This window comes from Polaribacter butkevichii (assembly GCF_038024105.1).
In the GTDB taxonomy this organism is placed as follows: domain Bacteria; phylum Bacteroidota; class Bacteroidia; order Flavobacteriales; family Flavobacteriaceae; genus Polaribacter; species Polaribacter butkevichii.
In genome coordinates, this window is record NZ_CP150661.1 from 1,393,938 (window position 1) to 1,413,345 (window position 19,408).

Annotated in this window: 19 protein-coding genes and 1 tRNA gene; 12 read left to right on the forward strand and 8 right to left on the reverse strand. The window is 29.4% G+C overall.

What is annotated here, in order from left to right; genetic code table 11:
* Window positions 1-70: 70 nt before the first annotated feature.
* The 5 genes from WG951_RS05790 to WG951_RS05810 are packed head-to-tail and all read right to left on the reverse strand — an operon-like array spanning window position 71 to window position 5,144.
* Window positions 71-1,024, reverse strand: coding sequence for an AAA family ATPase (locus tag WG951_RS05790; protein ID WP_105049239.1), 954 nt, complete (start codon window positions 1,022-1,024; stop codon window positions 71-73).
* Window positions 1,024-2,406 carry a peptidylprolyl isomerase gene (locus tag WG951_RS05795; RefSeq protein ID WP_105049240.1) on the reverse strand — a complete coding sequence of 461 codons (1,383 nt, stop codon included), beginning with the start codon at window positions 2,404-2,406 and terminating at the stop codon, window positions 1,024-1,026. The genes WG951_RS05790 and WG951_RS05795 overlap by 1 nt, the downstream gene beginning before the upstream one ends.
* Complete coding sequence (locus WG951_RS05800; RefSeq protein ID WP_105049241.1) at window positions 2,372-3,217, reverse strand: hypothetical protein; 846 nt, start codon at window positions 3,215-3,217, stop codon at window positions 2,372-2,374. Before WG951_RS05800 ends, WG951_RS05795 begins: the two co-directional genes overlap by 35 nt.
* Window positions 3,217-4,851, reverse strand: coding sequence for a peptidylprolyl isomerase (locus WG951_RS05805; RefSeq protein ID WP_105049242.1), 1,635 nt, complete (start codon window positions 4,849-4,851; stop codon window positions 3,217-3,219). Before WG951_RS05805 ends, WG951_RS05800 begins: the two co-directional genes overlap by 1 nt.
* Before the next feature lie 11 nt (window positions 4,852-4,862).
* Window positions 4,863-5,144, reverse strand: a complete 282-nt coding sequence (locus tag WG951_RS05810; protein WP_105049243.1) for a DUF493 family protein — start codon at window positions 5,142-5,144, stop codon at window positions 4,863-4,865.
* Window positions 5,145-5,240: 96 nt separating this feature from the next.
* Between WG951_RS05810 and WG951_RS05815 the strand changes: the two genes are divergently transcribed.
* The 5 genes from WG951_RS05815 to WG951_RS05835 all read left to right on the forward strand — a co-directional run bounded on the left by WG951_RS05815 (window position 5,241) and on the right by WG951_RS05835 (window position 9,735).
* Window positions 5,241-5,783: an AAA family ATPase gene (locus WG951_RS05815; RefSeq protein ID WP_105049244.1), complete on the forward strand. Its 543-nt coding sequence runs from the start codon at window positions 5,241-5,243 to the stop codon at window positions 5,781-5,783.
* A complete protein-coding gene (locus WG951_RS05820) occupies window positions 5,780-7,672 on the forward strand; it encodes a RecQ family ATP-dependent DNA helicase (protein WP_105049245.1) in 1,893 nt (630 codons plus the stop codon). Before WG951_RS05815 ends, WG951_RS05820 begins: the two co-directional genes overlap by 4 nt.
* Before the next feature lie 2 nt (window positions 7,673-7,674).
* Window positions 7,675-8,625, forward strand: a complete 951-nt coding sequence (fmt, locus tag WG951_RS05825) for a methionyl-tRNA formyltransferase (RefSeq protein ID WP_211296717.1) — start codon at window positions 7,675-7,677, stop codon at window positions 8,623-8,625.
* A 186-nt stretch (window positions 8,626-8,811) separates the two neighbouring features.
* Window positions 8,812-9,084, forward strand: a complete 273-nt coding sequence (locus tag WG951_RS05830; protein WP_105049246.1) for an HU family DNA-binding protein — start codon at window positions 8,812-8,814, stop codon at window positions 9,082-9,084.
* 93 nt (window positions 9,085-9,177) lie between these two features.
* Window positions 9,178-9,735, forward strand: a complete 558-nt coding sequence (locus WG951_RS05835) for a YqgE/AlgH family protein (protein ID WP_105049247.1) — start codon at window positions 9,178-9,180, stop codon at window positions 9,733-9,735.
* Here WG951_RS05835 and WG951_RS05840 read toward each other — a convergent pair.
* Both WG951_RS05840 and WG951_RS05845 read right to left on the reverse strand, forming a co-directional pair.
* Entirely contained in the window at window positions 9,732-10,565 is an 834-nt protein-coding gene (locus tag WG951_RS05840; protein WP_105049248.1) for an aminotransferase class IV, read from the reverse strand. The genes WG951_RS05835 and WG951_RS05840 overlap by 4 nt on opposite strands.
* A 102-nt stretch (window positions 10,566-10,667) precedes the next feature.
* Window positions 10,668-11,051, reverse strand: coding sequence for an START-like domain-containing protein (locus WG951_RS05845; RefSeq protein ID WP_105049249.1), 384 nt, complete (start codon window positions 11,049-11,051; stop codon window positions 10,668-10,670).
* A 109-nt stretch (window positions 11,052-11,160) separates the two neighbouring features.
* Here WG951_RS05845 and WG951_RS05850 point away from each other — a divergent pair.
* The 7 genes from WG951_RS05850 to WG951_RS05880 all read left to right on the forward strand — a co-directional run bounded on the left by WG951_RS05850 (window position 11,161) and on the right by WG951_RS05880 (window position 16,213).
* Window positions 11,161-11,234 (forward strand) — tRNA-Met (locus WG951_RS05850).
* Window positions 11,235-11,344: 110 nt separating this feature from the next.
* On the forward strand, window positions 11,345-12,649 hold the full coding sequence (locus WG951_RS05855; protein ID WP_170062899.1) for a tyrosine-type recombinase/integrase: 1,305 nt from the start codon (window positions 11,345-11,347) through the stop codon (window positions 12,647-12,649).
* Complete coding sequence (locus WG951_RS05860; protein WP_105049251.1) at window positions 12,649-13,617, forward strand: hypothetical protein; 969 nt, start codon at window positions 12,649-12,651, stop codon at window positions 13,615-13,617. Before WG951_RS05855 ends, WG951_RS05860 begins: the two co-directional genes overlap by 1 nt.
* Window positions 13,618-13,834: 217 nt before the next feature.
* Window positions 13,835-14,044, forward strand: a complete 210-nt coding sequence (locus WG951_RS05865; RefSeq protein WP_105049252.1) for a hypothetical protein — start codon at window positions 13,835-13,837, stop codon at window positions 14,042-14,044.
* A gap of 10 nt (window positions 14,045-14,054) precedes the next feature.
* Entirely contained in the window at window positions 14,055-15,089 is a 1,035-nt protein-coding gene (locus WG951_RS05870) for an AAA family ATPase (RefSeq protein WP_105049253.1), read from the forward strand.
* 5 nt (window positions 15,090-15,094) lie between these two features.
* Window positions 15,095-15,298, forward strand: a complete 204-nt coding sequence (locus tag WG951_RS05875) for a hypothetical protein (RefSeq protein WP_105049254.1) — start codon at window positions 15,095-15,097, stop codon at window positions 15,296-15,298.
* 51 nt (window positions 15,299-15,349) lie between these two features.
* Entirely contained in the window at window positions 15,350-16,213 is an 864-nt protein-coding gene (locus tag WG951_RS05880) for a DUF6371 domain-containing protein (RefSeq protein WP_105049255.1), read from the forward strand.
* A 133-nt stretch (window positions 16,214-16,346) separates the two neighbouring features.
* Here the strand turns inward: WG951_RS05880 and WG951_RS05885 are convergent, their stop codons facing one another.
* Complete coding sequence (locus tag WG951_RS05885; protein ID WP_105049256.1) at window positions 16,347-19,406, reverse strand: type I restriction endonuclease subunit R; 3,060 nt, start codon at window positions 19,404-19,406, stop codon at window positions 16,347-16,349.
* Window positions 19,407-19,408: the final 2 nt, after the last annotated feature.

Genomic DNA, 19,408 nt, shown 5'->3' on the forward strand with positions numbered 1-19,408 from the left:
GAAGACGCTTTAAAGAGACAATATTTTGACTTTTAGAGCGTTTTTTTTTATCCAAAGAAATAAAAAACAGTTACAGTAGTGATTTTATAATATCAGAAACGGTAACTCCTTCTGCTTCTGCTTTGTAATTCTTTACAATTCTATGTGACAAAATAGGAACCGCAACGGCTTTTACATTTTCTATATCGGGAGAAAATTTACCATTAATTGCTGCATGTGCTTTTGCTGCCAAAATTAAATTTTGAGAAGCTCTTGGACCTGCTCCCCAATCTAAATAAGATTTTACTAACTCTGTAGCTTCTTTAGATTTAGGTCTTGTTTTACCTACTAAACGAACCGCATATTCTATAACATTATCCGCAACAGGTATTTTACGTATTAGTTTTTGAATTTCAACAATTTCTTGCGCAGAAAATAAAGGGTTTATCGTTTCTTTTTTATTTCCTGTTGTACTTTTTACAACCTCTACCTCTTCTTTAAAAGAAGGATATTCTAAATAAATTGAAAACATAAAACGATCTAATTGTGCTTCTGGCAAAGGATAAGTTCCTTCTTGCTCAATTGGGTTCTGTGTTGCCAATACAAAAAAAGGCAAATCTAACTTGTAATGATTCCCAGAAACCGTTACAGAACGCTCTTGCATAGCTTCTAATAATGCTGCTTGCGTTTTAGGAGGCGTTCTATTAATTTCATCAGCAAGAATAATATTAGAAAAAATAGGCCCTTTAATAAATTTAAAGTGTCTGTTTTCATCTAAAATTTCACTTCCTAAAATATCAGAAGGCATTAAATCGGGTGTAAATTGTATTCTTTTAAAGTTTAAACCTAATGCATCAGAAACTGTATTAACCAACAACGTTTTTGCCAAACCTGGCACACCAACTAATAATGAGTGTCCGCCACAAAAAACAGATAACAAAGTAAAATCTACAGCTTCATGCTGACCAATAATTACTTTTGCAATTTCTGCTTTTATGTTTTTAAATTTAGCTACTAAATCAGTTACTGCTTTAACGTCAGACATTATTTATTTACTTCTTTTTTCCAGTTTTTTTCAAAAGTACAATTGCTATGAGTAGGCCCTATGTTAATGTACGTATCCTTTATTTTTTCTTTAGACCATTTAGTAATGGTTTCTTCTTTCTTTTTTTGAAGTGCTAATTGTTGTACTTTAACGTAATCTTCTACAAGATCGGCAACATGCGTATCTGTTCTATCTTTCATTAAAATAAACTTAAACATTTTATCTCCAGATCTTTCTTCATCATAAAATGGTTCTGTCATTTCTCCTTTTTTAAGATCACTTACTCTAGCATAAAATGCAGGATCCATTCTTGTTAAATCAAATTTAGATTCTCCTGTAGATGGATTAATAATAAGACCTCCATTATTCTTCGTTTCATCGTCATTAGAGTATTTCTTAACCGCTTCTGCAAAAGTTAAGTCACCTGCTCTAATTTCTTTAATAATATTTTCTGCCTTTTCCTTAATCTCATTCATCTTCTCATCTGGTACTTTTGGCTGCATTAATATGTGAGAAGCAACTCTTGTATTTCCTTTTATGGCATGTAATTGCATAATATGATACCCAAATTCAGACTTAAAAGGTTTAGAAACCTGACCAACATCTAAAGTAAAAGCCATTTCTTTAAATTCTTTAATAAAACTAGACTCTTTAGTTACAGTATACTCACCACCATTACTTGTAACTCCAGGATCATCTGAGTTAATAATTGCTTTCATTCTAAAATTAGACCCTTCTTCAATTTCTTTTTTTAATGCATTTAATTTAGCAATAACTCTATCTGTTTCTTCTTTAGTAGGTATTGCTTTGATAACTATTTGCGCCAATTCTATTTCCGCAGGAAACTGAGGCAACTCTCCTTTTTCTTTTAATCCATTAAAATACAAACGCACCTCTTCTGGAGTAACATCTATTTTTTCAGTAATTTTTTGCTGCTCTTTTTCTATTAAAATATTTTCTGTTTGAACGGTAGTTAATTCCTTTTTTAAATCATCTAAATCATTAAAACCATACGCCTTAATTACTTTTTCTACGTTACCATACTGTTGTGTAAAGTACTGTATACTTCTATCTACTCTCGTAGAAACTTCTGCATCAGAAACGGTAACACTATCTACAATTGCATGATGCGCTAATAATTTTTGCTGCATTAATTCTTCTAGCATTTCACAATCTGTGATGGTTACTTTCCCTTCACTTCTTAACTCTACTTCTTGCTTAAATTTAGCTATATCAGATTCTAGCACAATGTTTTTACCAATAACAACTGCTACTCCATCTATTTTTACTTTTTGTGCAGAAGTTTGCAACCCTAAAAAACCTAAGAAAAAGGCAAAAGTTAATACTTTAATATATTTTGAAATTGTTTTTCTGTGTTGCATCTTTTACTATTATTTTTTCTATCTCTCTTAATAATTCAATTTTACGTTTATGTAAAATCATTTGTTCTATTGTTGGTGTAATATAACTTAATGGCGCAATAGAATTACGCTCTAAAACGTCTTTTATAGCCACCAAATATAAACCTATTGAATCTTGTTTTTCGATGAATTTTGTTTTTTTTAACAGTTTTTCCTTTGAAAAAGGAAGTTTTAACAAAATGTTATCTAATTGAGTCCAAATGGAATCGTTAAATTGATGAAATTTAAAACTTAATTCTTGTTTTTCTAACTTCTCTAAATCATTAATACTATCCGATTTAAAGAGTTTTATAATTTCTTTTTTATCTTTTATGTTTTTATCTACATACAGATATTTTATTTTAACTAATTCTTCATTTAATTTAAAATTCTCTTTATTTAACAAATAATAGTTGGTTAATTCTTCATCAGAAATAACAGTATCTAATTGTTGTTTTACCAATTCTTCTTTATAGTTATTTATTAAAAGACTTTCTTTATAATCTTTTACTAAATTATCTATTTGCGTTACGGTTTCTAAAGAACTATTATTCTTAGCTTTTTCTAGTAAAAGTTTTTTAATTGCCCAATCTTGAATGTAGCTTTTTACTAAAATTACGCTATCTAATTTATTAATATTTTTGGGTAAAATATTTACTAAATCTTTTCTAAAAAGTTTTTCTGTATTTACAATAGCTACAATCTCTGAAGTACTATTCTCTTTCTCTTGCATTTTAAAAAAATCGCAAGAAATAAAAAGAATAACAGAAAACAAGATAGCTATATACTTCATTATTTATTTTCGTAGAATTTAATTAATTTTTTTAACTGTTTTTTATCTACTTTAATTTTACTCTTCTTTCTTAAATCTGCAATCCAGTTTTTTTCTAAAAAGTTTTGATAATCGTTAATAACCTGACCTTTTATACTTTTTAAATCTGTTGTTTTATAGTTAGCTGTATTTATTTTAAAATATTCTTGCAAACCTAAAGTATCTTTAGAAGATTGATTCCAAATTTTTTCTTGCATTAATTCAAAAAGCAACAAACCATCTTCATATTCTTTTAAAGTATAGGCATATTCTGGCTCTCTATTTACCAAATCTTCTTTATAATATTCTAATATTTGTTTCTCTTTAAACATTTCAAATAACTTATAAACAGGAAACTGTCTTCTGTTTCTAATATATTTTATAAAATCTTCTTGAGTAATATTTTTATCGTTTATTGCAAGAAGTGTACCTTGTAAAGAATCTTTAGGTAAACCTCTTAAGTTCTTTTTATCTAGAATTTTTTTAGCATCTTCAAATTCTGTAATTGTATATTCTTTTTTTAATTTATTTACAACAGCTTTTTCAGACAACTCCATTCTAGAGCTAGTTTTTACTTTAGATTTTAAATCTTTTTTCATTTCATCAAAAGATTTAATAGGATGTTTTTTTGTTAGTTTAACAATATGCCAACCAAAACGAGTTTTAAAAGGCTTAGAATAATCATTTACATTTTCTAACCCAAATGCAGCATCATCAAACGGTTTTACCATTCTACCAGAAGCAAATTTACCCAAGCTACCGCCATTGTTTTTAGATCCTGGATCTTCCGAATACTGTTTGGCTAAATCTTCAAATTTTTCATTATTTTTTAATTTTGTATAGATACTATCTATCTTTGCTTTACCTACCAAGGTGGTATCTCTTAGTAAAATATGTGCCGCTTCTATTTCTCCTTTAGACTCCTTTACATCATCAACTTGTACAATATGATACCCAAATTGGGTTTTAAAAGGCATCGAAATTTCACCAACTTTTGTTGTATATGCAGCAACTTCAAAAGGATACACCATACTAAAACCAGAGAAATAGCCTAAATTACCACCATTCCCTTTTCTACCTGTTTCTGGATCATCTTTGGCAGATCTATCTTCTGAATACTGAGCTGCCAATGTTTCAAATTTTTCGCCATTTAAAATTCTTTCTCTTAATTTTAAAATCTTATTATAGACTACTAAAGTATCACTTGGTGAGGCTTCTCTTGGTAATCGCATTAAAATATGTTTTGCTTTAACTTGATATTTGGTTCTAAAGTAAGCATCTTTAACCAATTGATCTATAAAGGTAGTGTCTTGTAAATAAGGCGCAGAAAGTTGATTTTTATAAGTCTCCATTTCCCTTTTATAAGAAGGCAACGTGTCTAATTTAATAGCATACGCCTCTTTAACTTTTAGTTTGTAATTTATATACAAATCTAAATTTTTGTTGATGCTTTTTGCTTCTTCATTATCTATAGCATCTAAATTTTTTTCATAGACCCTTTTAAATTCAGAAACGGTTGTTTTTTCTCCATCTATTGTGAGTAATGTTTTATCTTTTTTCTGAGCAAAGGCAGCTATTGATAAACTTAATACAAATAATAAAACTATTTTTTTCATAACGTACTTAATTATAATGATATAATCCCTTTAATGCTTTCTGCTTTTAAATAATAAGAAATTACTTTATCTGAACTTTCTATATTTAATACGATAGAAACACTCACATATTTTCCTGTCTTAGATTTTTTTGTATTTATAACAGCGCCAGTATTATTAAATAAATCTTCTACTTCTTGCACCTGATTACCATCTGTAGGTACAATAAACTTATACATATAATCTGCCGGAAAGGTAGTAGTATCATCTAATTGAACCTTTAACTTTGCATAAAACTCTTTTTTATCACTCATAAAAACGCTTTCTTAAATATAAATTAATTACAAATAACAAGACACAAAATTACATTAAAAATTAGTTTTATAAAGGGAATCATTTATTTTTGTGAAATGCAGCAAAAAATAGTCTTAATCGGTGGACCAGGAACAGGGAAAACTTCAGTAATAAATGAGTTAATAAAGAGAGGGTATTTTTGTATGCCAGAAATATCTAGAGAAGTTACTTTAGAAGCTCAAAAAAAAGGAATCGATCAATTGTTTTTAACAGAACCGCTATTGTTTAGTAAAATGCTTTTAGAAGGTAGAGAAAAACAATACTTAACAGCTAGTAAAAATAATGAAGAACTTGTTTTTTTTGATAGAGGAATCCCTGATGTTCATGCCTATATGGATTACTTTAAAACAGCATATCCAGCTACTTTTTTCGAAAAAAGTAATCTTTATAAATATACCAAAATTTTTCATTTTTCCCCTTGGGAAGACATTCATACAACAGATAATGAACGTTATGAGTCTTTTGAAGAAACCATGGAAATTGATCGTTTTTTAATGAAATCTTATACAGATTTAGGCTACACCATTATCAACATTCCCTTTGGTACTTTAAAAGAAAGAACCGATTTTGTAATTAATTCGCTTGCTTGCGATTTATGATTCCGCCTAAAGAAATATTAAAAGAATATTGGGGGTATTCTACATTTAGATCACAGCAAGAAGAAATAATTACTGCTACTCTAGCTCAAAAAGATGTCATTGCATTGTTACCAACAGGTGGCGGTAAATCTATCTGTTTTCAAGTACCTGCAATGGCAAAAGAAGGTGTTTGTTTGGTAATTTCTCCATTAATAGCCTTAATGCAAGATCAAGTAGAAAACTTAACCGAAAAAGGAATTAAAGCAACAAGCATTAAATCTGGTGCTACACAAGATGAAATTATTATGTTATTTGATAACATAAAATTTGGAGGCATTAAATTCTTATATATTTCTCCCGAAAGATTACAATCATTTTTTATTCAACAAAAAATAAAAGAATTAAATATTAATTTAATTGCTATTGATGAAGCACATTGTATTTCTGAATGGGGCCACGACTTTAGACCCTCTTACAGAAATATTAAAATTTTAAGAGAACTAAAACCAGAGGTGCCTTTTATTGCTTTAACCGCAACAGCCAATAAAAAAGTACTTAATGATATTGCTACAAACCTAACTTTAAAAGAACATATTGTTTTTAAAAAATCCTTTTTTAGAAAAAATTTAGCGTATCAAATATTTACGGTTGAAGATAAATTACAGCGTTTACTTCAAATATTTACCAAAACAAAAACACCCGCAATTGTTTATGTCAATTCAAGAAAAAAGACAGAACAAATTGCGGCTTTTCTAAATGCTAATAATTTTAAAAGTTCTTTTTATCACGGCGGATTATCATCCATAGAAAAAAATATTTCTTTTAACAATTGGATGACAGAAAAAACACCTATTATGGTGGCTACAAATGCCTTCGGAATGGGAATTGATAAAGCAAACGTTGGTTTGGTTATCCATTTAGATTTACCTTCTAGCATAGAGAATTACGTGCAAGAAACAGGTAGAGCTGGTAGAAATAGTACAAAATCGTTTGCCGTTTTGTTATTTAATAAAAGTGATATCTTATTATTTAAAGATCGATTAGAAAAAACATTATTAAGCATTACTGAAATTAAAGAAATTCACAGAAAATTATATCAATATTTTAGAATTGCTTTAGGAGAAATAAGCGAAGAAACTTTTTCTTTTAATCTTTTAGCATTCTGTAAAAAATATAAATTTTCGGTTTTAAAGGTAGATACCGCTCTTAAAACATTAGCAAATAACGGAGTTATAGAAATTAGCAATGAGTACAATAAGAAATCTACGTTATTATTTATTGTACCTAGTAAAACTGTTTTAAACTACTTAGATCAAAATCCTATTATCAAAAAATTTACCAATTCAATTTTAAGAACTTATGCGGGTTTGTTTGAGCAAGAAGTTAAGATTGACGAATTTTTTATCGCAAAAAAAACGAGCCTTACAACGAGCCTTGTTTTATCTAATTTAGAACGTTTACAAAATGATGCTATTATTGAATACAAACCTGTAAAAAATGAAGCTGAACTTACTTTTTTACTTCCAAGAGAAGACGATTATACCATCAATCGATTTTCTAGAGAAATAAAGCAATTTATACATCAAAAAAAGAAAAAAGCAGATGATTTAATTGCCTTTGTAAATAACAATACCATTTGTAGAAGTATTCAGGTTTTAGGTTATTTTGATGAAATAAAAACAGAAAAATGTGGTATTTGTGATGTTTGTATTTCTAATAACAGAAAGCCCTCTAAAAATTTATCTTCAGAAATAATTCAACTTTTACAAAAGCAACAAGCTTTATCCTCCTTAGAAATTAGTGGAGCTTTAATAGCGAATGAAAAAGACATTTTAATACATTTGCGACAATTACTAACAGATGATGTAATTACAATAAATCATCAAAACAAATACCAATTAAACAACTAATTATGAAAGACACGCGTATTGTTTTTATGGGAACTCCAGATTTTGCTGTTACCATTTTAAAGCATTTGGTAGAAAAAAACTATAATGTTGTTGGTGTTATTACAGCAGCAGATAAACCCGCAGGAAGAGGACGTAAGTTAAATGAATCTGCCGTAAAAAAATATGCAACTTCGGTAAATTTGCCAATTTTACAACCTACCAATTTAAAAAACGAAGACTTTTTAACCACTTTAAAAGAGTTAAAAGCAGATTTACAAATTGTAGTGGCTTTTAGAATGTTACCTAAAGTTGTTTGGCAAATGCCAAAATATGGTACTTTTAATCTACACGCTTCTTTATTACCTGAGTATAGAGGAGCAGCACCCATACATTGGGCCATTATTAACGGAGAAACCAAAACAGGCGTTACTACCTTTTTTATTGATGATAAAATTGATACCGGAGAAATTATCTTACAAGAAGAAATACCTGTTTTAGATACAGAAACCGTTGGTACACTTCATGACAAGCTTATGTTTTTAGGCGCCAATTTAGTTGCAAAAACAATAGACTTAATAGCTACTGAAAAAGTAACGACAACAAAACAACCCGATTTAGAAGAAAAATCTGCTTCTAAATTAAATCCAGAAAATTGTAGAATAGATTGGACCGACTCTTTAGATAATATTTACAATAAAATTAGAGGCTTAAACCCTTTTCCGGCAGCTTGGACTATTATAAAAAATGGAGAAGAAGAAATAGCAACCAAAATTTATGCAATTCAAAAATCAGAAGAAGAAACACCGCATAACTTTGCGATCGGTAAAATTATAGCCACTAAAAAAGAATTGAAAGTGGCTGTTAATGGCGGTTTCATTATAATTAATGAAATAAAACTATCTGGAAAGAAAAAAATGGATGCAAAAAGTTTATTAAATGGCTATACATTTTTATCAGAAGCCAATGTCTTCTAAAGCCTTTATCAATAAGGTTTTTATAGATTTTTGTGTTTTACAACTAGCTTTATTAACAATTTAGACATATTTATTAACAAAAAGGTACATTTTTAGCACTCAAATTTGCGTAAACCCTTAATCCATCTATATTTGTTAAGCTTTTAAGCGAAAAAATATTCAATTAATTTAAAAAATTTATTTATTATGAACAAGTCAGATTTAATCGATGCAATGGCTGCTGATGCAGGAATTTCTAAAGTAGCAGCTAAAGCGGCATTAGAATCTTTTACAGATAACGTAACAGCTGCCTTAAAAGGTGGAGATAAAGTTGCTTTAGTAGGATTTGGAACATTCTCTGTATCTAACAGAGCTGCTAGAACTGGTAGAAATCCTCAAACAGGAAAAACAATCGAAATTGCAGCTAAAAACGTAGCAAAATTTAAAGCAGGAGCTGGTTTAAGCGATGCTGTAAACTAAAACCTATTGTTTTAAAGTATATTTAAAAACTCTCTTTTTTAAGGGAGTTTTTTTTTATGAATAATTTTGTTATATTTAACATAATTATTTAAAATCGATAATTTGAAACTAAATAAAGGTAAATTATTAATTGCAGAACCCGCTATTTTAAATGATAGCTCATTTAATAGAACCATTGTTTTACTCACAGAACACACTTGTAACAACTCTGTTGGTTTTATTTTAAACAGACCCTTAAATTATACGATTAACGATTTATTACCAGAAATAGATTGTAATTTTCCTGTTTATCAAGGCGGACCTGTAGAACAAGATAATTTATATTTTGTACATAAAATTCCACAGCTACTCCCAGATAGTATTGAAGTTGCAAATGGCATTTTTTGGGGTGGCAGTTTTGAATGTTTAAAAGATTTATTAAACAATGCAGCTCTAAACACTTCTGACATTCGTTTTTTCTTAGGCTATTCTGGCTGGGAAAAAGAACAACTAGAAGAAGAAATGAATCAAAATTCTTGGTTTGTAGAAGAAAATGATTCTGAAAATATTTTCTCTATGGATGATGAAAGCCTTTGGAAAAACAAACTATTAAAAAAAGGTGGCAATTACAAACTTTGGGCAAATGCGCCTAGCGATTTTAATTTAAATTAAACACCCGTAATTTGCAATACTTTTAAATTACCTGCTATTTTAGACCCAAGCTCTGTTATAAACGTTTTTTTCTTATAACTTGTAACTGGTTGTACCCCAATAATTGCATTTGTTATAAATACTTCATCAGCTTTTTGAATTTCGAAAGGAGATATTGAAGTCTCTTCTAACGTAAAATCTTTGTTTTTAGATATAATTTCAATCACCTTATTACGAGTAATCCCCTTAATACATCCTTCTGTTAAAGCAGGTGTTTTTATAACATTTCCTTTAACTATAAAAATGTTTCCGTTGGTTACTTCTACTACTCCCTTTTTTTCATTTAATAAAATACAGTTGTCTACATCATTTTCATCAGCAAAAATACTCGCCAATGTGTTTAGCATTCTGTTATTGGTTTTTATGGTAGACAAAAGTCCAGAAAAGTTGTAAAAATCTTTATATACATCTAATGAATACTTTTCTTTAGTTTGATAAGAACTCTCACTAGCCTCTATGGTGTAATCGATTTTATTTGTTTTAGGTGTATAAAGACCACCATCTTTTCTAAAAATGTTTAAACGAACTCTGCACGTATTTGCATCATCAAGAGTAGCAACGGTTTTTAAAATTTCTTGCTCTAAAAATTCTAAGGTAAATTCTAATGGAATTTTCATGCGTAACATTCTCATAGAAGCCATTAATCTAAAATAATGATCTTCCCAAAAAACAACTTTTTTATGCATTACTTTTACGGTTTCAAAAATGGCGTCACCATATTTAAAAGCTCTATTTTCTGAAGACAATTTTACATCTTCTGATTTTAATAATTGTCCATTAAAATTGATCATAAATAAGATTTTTTTTAGCCCTGCAAAATTAATGTATTTAAAATATTTAAGCATAAAAAAACTCAACAATAATGCTGAGTTTTATAATAATAAAAAATATTTTTAAGCCCCAATGGTATGTCTTAATTCATCTATTTGATTTTCCCATAATTGTTTTGCTTCTTCAACATCATCTTCGTCATCAGCAAAATCTGTAATAACTAGAGAGACGTCTTTAGTTAATGCATCTACTTGAATTTTAATTTCAAAGTAGCTATCATCTCCTTCGCTCTCTAACCATTTAAAACGAATTCTATCATCTGTTTTTTTAGTGATCAATTCTGCAATTTCTTCTTCTCCTTCCCAGGTAAAACTATACTCTTTCCCTCTAGAATTCACTTTATCTGCAAACCATTCTTGTAAATTAGATGGTGATGAGATGTATTGATATAACATGTGTGGAGATGCGTGAATTGATATTTCTAGTTCGAATTTTATTTTATCCATTATTATTTTTCTTAGGCTCACAATATAGTTATTAATTCTTTTTAAAAAAAATTTTAAATAATTATTGCCAGTTAATAAAACTCTACTATCTTTGCAGCCTCAAAACCACGGCGAGGTAGCTCAGTTGGTTAGAGCGCAGGATTCATAACCCTGAGGTCACGGGTTCAAATCCCGTTCTCGCTACAAGCTTAAAGTTAATTAAATCAACGAATTGTGTCTCACAATTCGTTTTTTTTATGTCTACATTTTTCTTACTTTTACAAAGAGTACACGATAAAGTACACGATTGCACTATGAAATTGAATTATTCAGAGCCAAAAATATTCACTGGAGGAGTTGATATTGGAGCTTGGTCTAAACTCTCAAAAAAAGATAAAAAAGAAGCATTATCCAAAAATTGGTATGTCTATTATTCATTTAGAGATCCAATTACAGGAAAACTAAAAAGGCAGACCAATATAAAAGCAGGAGTCAATCTTTATAAAGATAAAAGAAGTAGGATACACATATTAACTCAATTAAAAGAAAGTTTAGAATATGTTTTATCAAAAGGCTTCAATCCTTATGAAGACAATAGTTCTTTAGCTGAATTTATCGAAAATCTTCTTTCTCCTGAAAAAAGCGAAATCAAGAATACACCAACACAAGAGGAAACTCCATTGCATCTTGAAAAAAAGACTGTACAGAAAACACCAATCCTCCACCCTATTAATACCTCTTTTGACCTAGCATTAGACACCAAATCTAAAGTTCTAAGTGGAATTTCTTATCAAAATTTTAAAAATAGAATTGAACGATTTAAAAAATGGCTCAATAAAGAAGGCCATGACCTTAAAGAAGACATTTCAATTATAAATAAGAAACTTGTAATACAATATTTAAACACTGTATTACAAGCTACAAGTCCTAGAAATAGAAATAATACACGGATTGACATCAGCTCATTGTTTCAAACTCTTGAAGACAATGAAATCATTGAAAATAATTTTGTTAAGAAAATTAATGTTTTAAAATCTGTACCAGAAAGAAATAAAACCTATACTACAACTGAGCAGAAAGATATTTTTAAATATTTAGAAAAACATGATGCAGTATTATATCTTTTTGTTCAATTTATATCTTATAATTTTCTTAGACCTGTTGAAGTTTGTCGACTAAAAATTGGAGACATCGATTTAATAGATAAAAAGATTTATGTGAGAGCCAAAAACAAGCCTGTAAAAATTAAAATCATTCCTGATATATTAATTAAGCAATTACCAGATCTATCTAAATTAAATAAAAACGATTTTTTATTTACTCCCAATGAAATTGGAGGCGAATGGGAATCAAAAGAAAACAATAAAAGAGATTATTTTACCAAACAGTTTAAAAAAGTAAAAGACCATTTTGGTTTAGGTAAAGATTATGGTTTATACAGTTTTAGACATACCTTTATAACGAAGTTGTATAAAGAAATGGCTAAAACAGCAACTCCTTTTGAAGTGAAAAGTAAATTAAAATTAATTACAGGTCATGCAACAATGGATGCACTAGAATTATACCTTAGGGATATTGATGCTGTATTACCTGAAGATTATTCAAAATTATTAAAGTAATGCAAAGTAAATATTATAAAATTATACCAGACCAATTATACAAAACAAATAATCAAGAACTTATAATTGAATACCTAGTAGAAAATAAAATTTGCGGAGAATTTACAAATATTTTATACACAGGTGAATTTGAAAAAACAGATGTTTTAGGGGAACATTACTCTAAAAGTCGTAGAACTAAAGTCTATGATAGTCAAATTTATTCTAATGAAGTAATAAATGAATTTTATAGCTTTCTTTTAACTCATTACAAAGCAGGACTTGGAAAACATATAATGTTTAATTTAAAATTACACGAAGACACCTTTGGCTTAAAAGACTCTAAATGTAAAAAAATTGCCTTATCTTATTTTGAAGTTTATTATAATCAAATTCCTATTAACCCAGGCTTTAAACTAAAATTGGATGAAGTTAGAAATATAATACCAGCAACAAAGTTTGAATCATTAAAAAGATATAAAGATTGTTTATTTTTAAGTCTTGAAAATAAATCAGAACTAATTATTCCTTATTTAGCAGGTGATGACAACTATTATAACAGAGATCTATTTGAAAACAATTCAATGATTAAAGAAATCTTTGAGTTTGAAAATAATCTAAAAATTTTAATAGAATTAAATAAAAAATTCAAATTTGAAGAGGATGATATTTTTATCCCTAAAACTAAAGCTAAAATAATTTTTAAAGAATACAATGATCAATTTCAATCTTTAAAACAACTCCAATTCATTGAAGAAAAACTAACTATTGAAGAAAATAGAAAACCCTCATATATTGTTAGTCTGTACTTTTTCTTCAAATTGGAGAAAGTCAATTTAAAAATACCGAAAGAAAAAGATTTTAGGGAAATCTTATTAGATTATTTCGACTTGAAACTTAAAAGACTAAAAGTTAATGACTCTAGTAATGATAAGCACCAAATAAGAATGAGAACTATTCAAAATGAATGGTTAGAATTTATAAAATAGCCCTCTTTTTTTAGGCATGACCCTAAAAACTTAATTCTGACCCTAAAAGACCCTATATACTCCAAAATGACCCTTTTTTTGCCCTTTTAAAATCTTCATTGTATCACGTAATTGCACCTAGTTAATTCTTGTTAATTAGGTAGTTATCCTTTGATGTAAAATCACCTTACTTTTTAACAAGTATTTATTTTAAAAATATTTAAAACAAAAAGTAAAAATGATTACAACAATTAATTTTAGAATTGATCAAGACCAGAAAGAACACCTTCAAATTCTAGCAGATGAAAAAGGTGTGAAAATATCTGTTATTACTAGAGAAATCATAACAGATTATTTAAATAGTATAAATAGCATTAGCTATGACCCATCAAAAACTATTGGAGAATTCATTCTTCCTATTCCACCAATAGATTCTGACAATCTTTAAAATTAACTTTATGATAAGAGATAAAGTTAATTTAATAACGAAGGATATAGAAAACAATCAAAAAAAACTTAAAAATAAGGGTTTTGAATATGGTTGTTTAATTATCAAAGAAGCAAATACCTGGGTAGAGGAAGCTAAAAACAGACCCATACCCAACATGCTTTTTAGTGAGCTATGGTATGAAAGTGAGCTTTGTATTTTATTTGCAGATACTAATTTAGGTAAATCTATTTTAGCTGTGCAAATAGCAGACAGTATTAGTAAAGGAAAAGCAATACCTGGGTTCAAACTTGAAAGCCCTCCTAAAAGAGTTCTCTATTTAGACTTTGAATTATCTGATAAACAATTTGAAAATAGGTGTTCTGAAGAATATGAAAACCATTATCAATTTAATAAAAATTTTCTTCGTGCAGAATTTCATACCGAATTAGAGTTACCTAAAGAGTACAAGAATATTGAAGAATATCTTTGCGCAACCTTGTCAGATATTATTACCAAGACAAAAGTATCTGTTTTGATTGTGGATAATCTTACTTTTTTAAGCAGCGAAAATGAAAAAGCAAAAGATGCTTTGGTATTAATGAAAACTCTTAAAAAAATATCTAACACAAATAATGTTTCAATACTTGTATTAGCTCATACCCCTAAAAGAGATGACTCTAAACCCATTAGTAAAAATGATTTAGCAGGAAGTAAAATGCTAATGAATTTTTGTGATAGTTGTTTTGCTATTGGTAGTAGTTCTCAAGAAGCATCGTTTAGATATATCAAACAAATTAAGCAACGTAATACAGAACATTTATATCACTCAGAGAATGTTATTGTTTGCAGTCTTGATAAAGAAACTAATTTTCTAGAATTTCATTTTGAAGATTTTGATTCTGAAAAAGCACATTTACAAACTTCTGGTTCATTGAATTTAGAGGAAAGAGACGAGCAGATAAAATTTTTAGTTTCTGAAGGAAAAACCAATGTTCATATAGGTGAAATGTTAAGCTTAACTGAAGGGGCTATCAGAAAAAGAAGAAAAAAACTAAATATCTAAGATAGATGGTTGCTTCAGACATATACACAATAGCAAAGGCTCTTTCAAAAGAAGAGTTTATCAAGCTATCCGATATGCTCAGAAGCGATATAAAGAAAAGTGAAATAAAACTGAAAAAGAAAAAGAAATATGAGTTACCAGACTTCACCAAAGAAGATGGCTTACGTTACCTATTAGAAAATCACATTCGGAAAAACAAAAAAATATAATCGTACCATTCGTACCAATAAATAGGTACGAATGGTACGAATTCAAAAAAAATGAAGCATAATTACAAATACAGTTTAGATACATCTAGTAAGAAATTTATATGTCCAAATTGCAATAAGAAAACATTTGTGAAATTTATTGACAATGAAACACAACAATACTTAAATAATAATGATGGTAGATGCGATAGAGAAAGTAAATGTGGATATTTTAAAAAGCCTACATCAAATTGTATTACAAATATTAATAACTGTATCACTGAAGTAATACAACCTTCGTATCACAATAGAAAAGTATTGCAAGAATATTGTAATACAAAACAACAAAGTAACTTTATAAGCTATTTGTTTAAACATTTTGAACCTAAAGCTGTATCACAAGCAATAAATTTGTATCACATTGGTACAACAAACTACTGGCATGGCGCAACCATATTTTGGCAAATGGACACAAAAAACGTAATACGAGGTGGTAAAATAATGCAATACGATTGTAAAACAGGAAAAAGAGTAAAAAAACCTTTTAATCATGTTAGTTGGATGCACAAACAACTTAAATTAAAAAACTTTGTATTACAACAATGTTTATTTGGGCAACACCTTATAAACACTATTTCTAAAAGTGATACAATTTGTATTGTAGAATCTGAAAAAACTGCAATAATAATGAGTATTCTGATAACCAATTTTTTATGGCTAGCTACTGGTAGTAAATCTGGTTTTAAAGAAAATATGTTACAACCAATTAAAGAATATAAAATTATTGCTTACCCTGATAAAACTGAGTATCACAATTGGCAAAAAACATCACTCCTTTTAAATAAACAAGGATATAAAATTGAATGTAGTAATTTATTGGAAAGTATTGAATTAGAAAATGGAGGGGATTTGGTTGATTTTTTATATAATAAGTAACATGCTCTAAGGACATCTTAATTCCGTTATTTGTTATGTTTTTTTTAAAGTTTTCAGCCTGCTCAAAAATCTCTTTAAAAACCTCTTCTTTTGTAATTGGTGGGTAATCATTCTGCTATTATAACATTAGAAATCACTTTCCAACACTAGCCATTCTCTTCATCGTATCAAAAAGTGCTATTTTAAAGGCATCATCTTTTGCGTACAATCTATATAAATCGAGTTCTTGTTTACGTTGCTGCGCCATAACGTCATTCATTATTTTTTCAAACGCTATGCTTTTGTTTTGTTCATCTGTATTATTTAAATATTTAGACTCAAAATCTGGGTGTGCTTGTATCGATTTTGTTAAACTAATAAACTTTACGCGTTGGTCATCGGGTGTTGCATCCCAACCCTGAAACCAACGCTCATTAAAACTCTGTATAATTAAATCTAAAGGATCTTGTTCTTCATCACTACCGTAAGCACCTCTAGGTGTTGGGTTTTGCGGATCTACTGCTGTTTCAGAAGCGTCTAATTCTATGGTTTCATTTAAACGTACTCGCTCTAAACCATAGGTAGATAAATCAATAGAACTTAACAATTCATCAAGGGCATCAATAGCTGGGTCTACTATTGGTAATTTCGGAATTAAAAACTTTAAAAACCAGTACAATTTTTCCCAATTCAATATTTCGAAAGGTAAAATAGAAGCCATTTGTCCGTAGATTTTTACAAACTGTTTGGCTTTTATTTTAAAATCGGCTTTATCTTCATCTTCTAATTCGAGTTCGTTTACAAAACGTTCTGCTGCTCTTTCAATAATCGGACTCAATACTTGTGCGTCTGCTTTATTAAAAAATAACTCGTTAAAGTTTTCTACTTCGCTCCATTCATAAACGCCTACATCATCCAATACATCTTTTAATTCATGCAATACGTTTACATCTGTTGCTTCACTTAATGAAGTTGCGGTATAAAAAGGATCAAAAGAAGTTTTAATATCTGCAGAAGGATTAAAAAAGTCCAATACAAAAACATCTTCTGTTTTCTTTCCTAGTTTTGTGGCTGCTCTATTTAAACGAGATAATGCTTGTACTGCTAAAACACCTTGTAGTTTTTTATCTACATACATGGCGCATAACTTAGGTTGATCAAATCCTGTAAGGTATTTATTAGCTACTACTAAGATTCTATACTCGTCTTCATCAAATTTAATGCGTGTGTCTTTTTCTGCAAAACCATTCATTTCTGCTTCGGAATATTCAATACCATCTACCGTTTTTGTTCCAGAAAAGGCAATTGCAATTTTAAACGGATGTCCTTTGTCCTTTAAAACACTTTGTAAAGCTTTGTAGTAACGAATTGCAGATTCGATACTTTGTGTTACTACCATAGCTTTTGCTTTTCCTTTTAGTTTTTTCTGATTGACTATTTTCGGAATAAAATGATCGAGTATTATTTCTGCTTTGGTATTAATAGTCTGTTGATGTTGTTCTACATACGCACGCAATTTCTTCTGTGCTTTTGCTGCATCAAACAAGGGGTTATCTTCAATAGATTTTTCTATTTCGTAATAACTTTTTAACGTAGTGTAATTTGCTAAGACATCTAATATGAAACCTTCCTCAATAGCTTGCTTCATAGAGTATAAATGAAAAGGTATAAAACTACCATCTTCTTGTTTTACCCCAAACTTTTCTAAAGTAATTGGTTTTGGTGTTGCTGTAAATGCTAAATAACTTGCGTTCCCTCGCATTTTACGGGATTGCATGGCTTGTACAATTTTATCTTGCGCATCGGCAGCTTCTTCTTCATTAAATTGTTGCCCCATGGCTCTGTTCATGTTATCATGAGCCGAACCACTTTGGCTAGAATGCGCTTCGTCAATAATAACCGCAAAACGCTTTTCGCTTAAATCTGCAATGCCATCTATAATAAATGGAAATTTCTGAATCGTTGTAATAATTATTTTCTTGCCTTGCTCTAAACTATCTCTTAGTTCTTTGGATGAATATGCGGGTGCAATAATGTTTTTTACTTCAGAAAAACTGGCAATATTATCACGAATTTGCTTGTCTAACAAACGTCTGTCTGTAACTACAATCACAGAATCAAATAATGGTCTTTCTACATCTTTTATTCCTGGTACATTGCTGTTTTCTGGATAGGTTTCAATCAATTGATACGCTGCCCAAGTAATAGAATTCGATTTACCTGAACCTGCAGAATGCTGAATTAAATAGGTTTGCCCTACACCTTTTTTACTAGCATCTTCTATTATTTTTCGTACCACGTCCATTTGGTGGTATCTTGGAAAGAACAATGTTTTTGTTTGTATAGGGTCTTTCTTTTTACCATCTAAACGTACAAAGTGCTGAATGATATTTGCTAAACTTTCTCTTGTAAATACTTCATTCCATAAATAATTGGTTCTATGTCCTGTTGCACCATCAGGCAATGTAGGATTTCCTTTACCGTGATTATTTCCTTTATTAAATGGTAAGAAAAACGTGTTTATACCATCTAATTTCGTAGTCATATAGGCTTCATCGGTGTCTACAGCAAAATGAACTACACAACGTGCAAATTGTAATAAAGGTTGTTTGGTATCGCGTTGGGTTTTATATTGGTGTTGTCCATGCACTCTGGCATTTTGTCCTGTCCAATGGTTTTTTAATTCCATTGTAACAATTGGCAAACCATTAATAAACAAAACCATGTCTATTTCTTCTCTTGGGTTGTCTCTACTATAGCGCAATTGTCTGGTCTCACTAAAACGGTTTTTAGCAAAGTTGTCTTTAACTTGTTGACTACTACTAGCCAATGGTAATTGGTAAAACAAGGTAAAATGCGCATCATCTACTTGTAAGCCTTTTTTAAGCAGATACAGAATACCATACTTTTTAACCAAACGCTCATAACGGTTTAGAATTTTCAATTTCCAGTCGCTTTGCTTTTGTAGCTTTTCTAATTCTTCTTTTTGTGTGCTTTCTAAAAAGTCCCAAAAAAATTGCTCATCTATGGCGAACTGTGCGTTAAAGTTAGCAGGTTGACCAATATAATAGCCTTTGCCTGTTCTATATATTTCTGCATTTTCGTTTACTACATCTACAGATGTTCCTTGTTTTTTAATATCCTCTAAACAAGTTCCTGTTAAAGTTTTTTCTATGGCTGCTTCTAAAGCTTGTTCGTTGGTTTGGCTATGCATAT

What these genes read in the sequence shown, in the direction of transcription:
- WG951_RS05860 (WP_105049251.1), top strand. Translation starts at nt 12,649, where the DNA reads ATGCAAAGTAAATATTATAAAATTATACCAGACCAATTATACAAAACA.
- fmt (WP_211296717.1), top strand. Translation starts at nt 7,675, where the DNA reads ATGAAAGACACGCGTATTGTTTTTATGGGAACTCCAGATTTTGCTGTT.
- WG951_RS05845 (WP_105049249.1), bottom strand. Translation starts at nt 11,051, where the DNA reads ATGGATAAAATAAAATTCGAACTAGAAATATCAATTCACGCATCTCCA.
- WG951_RS05790 (WP_105049239.1), bottom strand. Translation starts at nt 1,024, where the DNA reads ATGTCTGACGTTAAAGCAGTAACTGATTTAGTAGCTAAATTTAAAAAC.
- WG951_RS05880 (WP_105049255.1), top strand. Translation starts at nt 15,350, where the DNA reads ATGAAGCATAATTACAAATACAGTTTAGATACATCTAGTAAGAAATTT.
- WG951_RS05840 (WP_105049248.1), bottom strand. Translation starts at nt 10,565, where the DNA reads ATGATCAATTTTAATGGACAATTATTAAAATCAGAAGATGTAAAATTG.
- WG951_RS05885 (WP_105049256.1), bottom strand. Translation starts at nt 19,406, where the DNA reads ATGCATAGCCAAACCAACGAACAAGCTTTAGAAGCAGCCATAGAAAAA.
- WG951_RS05805 (WP_105049242.1), bottom strand. Translation starts at nt 4,851, where the DNA reads ATGAAAAAAATAGTTTTATTATTTGTATTAAGTTTATCAATAGCTGCC.
- WG951_RS05810 (WP_105049243.1), bottom strand. Translation starts at nt 5,144, where the DNA reads ATGAGTGATAAAAAAGAGTTTTATGCAAAGTTAAAGGTTCAATTAGAT.
- WG951_RS05800 (WP_105049241.1), bottom strand. Translation starts at nt 3,217, where the DNA reads ATGAAGTATATAGCTATCTTGTTTTCTGTTATTCTTTTTATTTCTTGC.
- WG951_RS05855 (WP_170062899.1), top strand. Translation starts at nt 11,345, where the DNA reads ATGAAATTGAATTATTCAGAGCCAAAAATATTCACTGGAGGAGTTGAT.
- WG951_RS05815 (WP_105049244.1), top strand. Translation starts at nt 5,241, where the DNA reads ATGCAGCAAAAAATAGTCTTAATCGGTGGACCAGGAACAGGGAAAACT.
- WG951_RS05830 (WP_105049246.1), top strand. Translation starts at nt 8,812, where the DNA reads ATGAACAAGTCAGATTTAATCGATGCAATGGCTGCTGATGCAGGAATT.
- WG951_RS05820 (WP_105049245.1), top strand. Translation starts at nt 5,780, where the DNA reads ATGATTCCGCCTAAAGAAATATTAAAAGAATATTGGGGGTATTCTACA.
- WG951_RS05875 (WP_105049254.1), top strand. Translation starts at nt 15,095, where the DNA reads ATGGTTGCTTCAGACATATACACAATAGCAAAGGCTCTTTCAAAAGAA.
- WG951_RS05865 (WP_105049252.1), top strand. Translation starts at nt 13,835, where the DNA reads ATGATTACAACAATTAATTTTAGAATTGATCAAGACCAGAAAGAACAC.
- WG951_RS05870 (WP_105049253.1), top strand. Translation starts at nt 14,055, where the DNA reads ATGATAAGAGATAAAGTTAATTTAATAACGAAGGATATAGAAAACAAT.
- WG951_RS05795 (WP_105049240.1), bottom strand. Translation starts at nt 2,406, where the DNA reads ATGCAACACAGAAAAACAATTTCAAAATATATTAAAGTATTAACTTTT.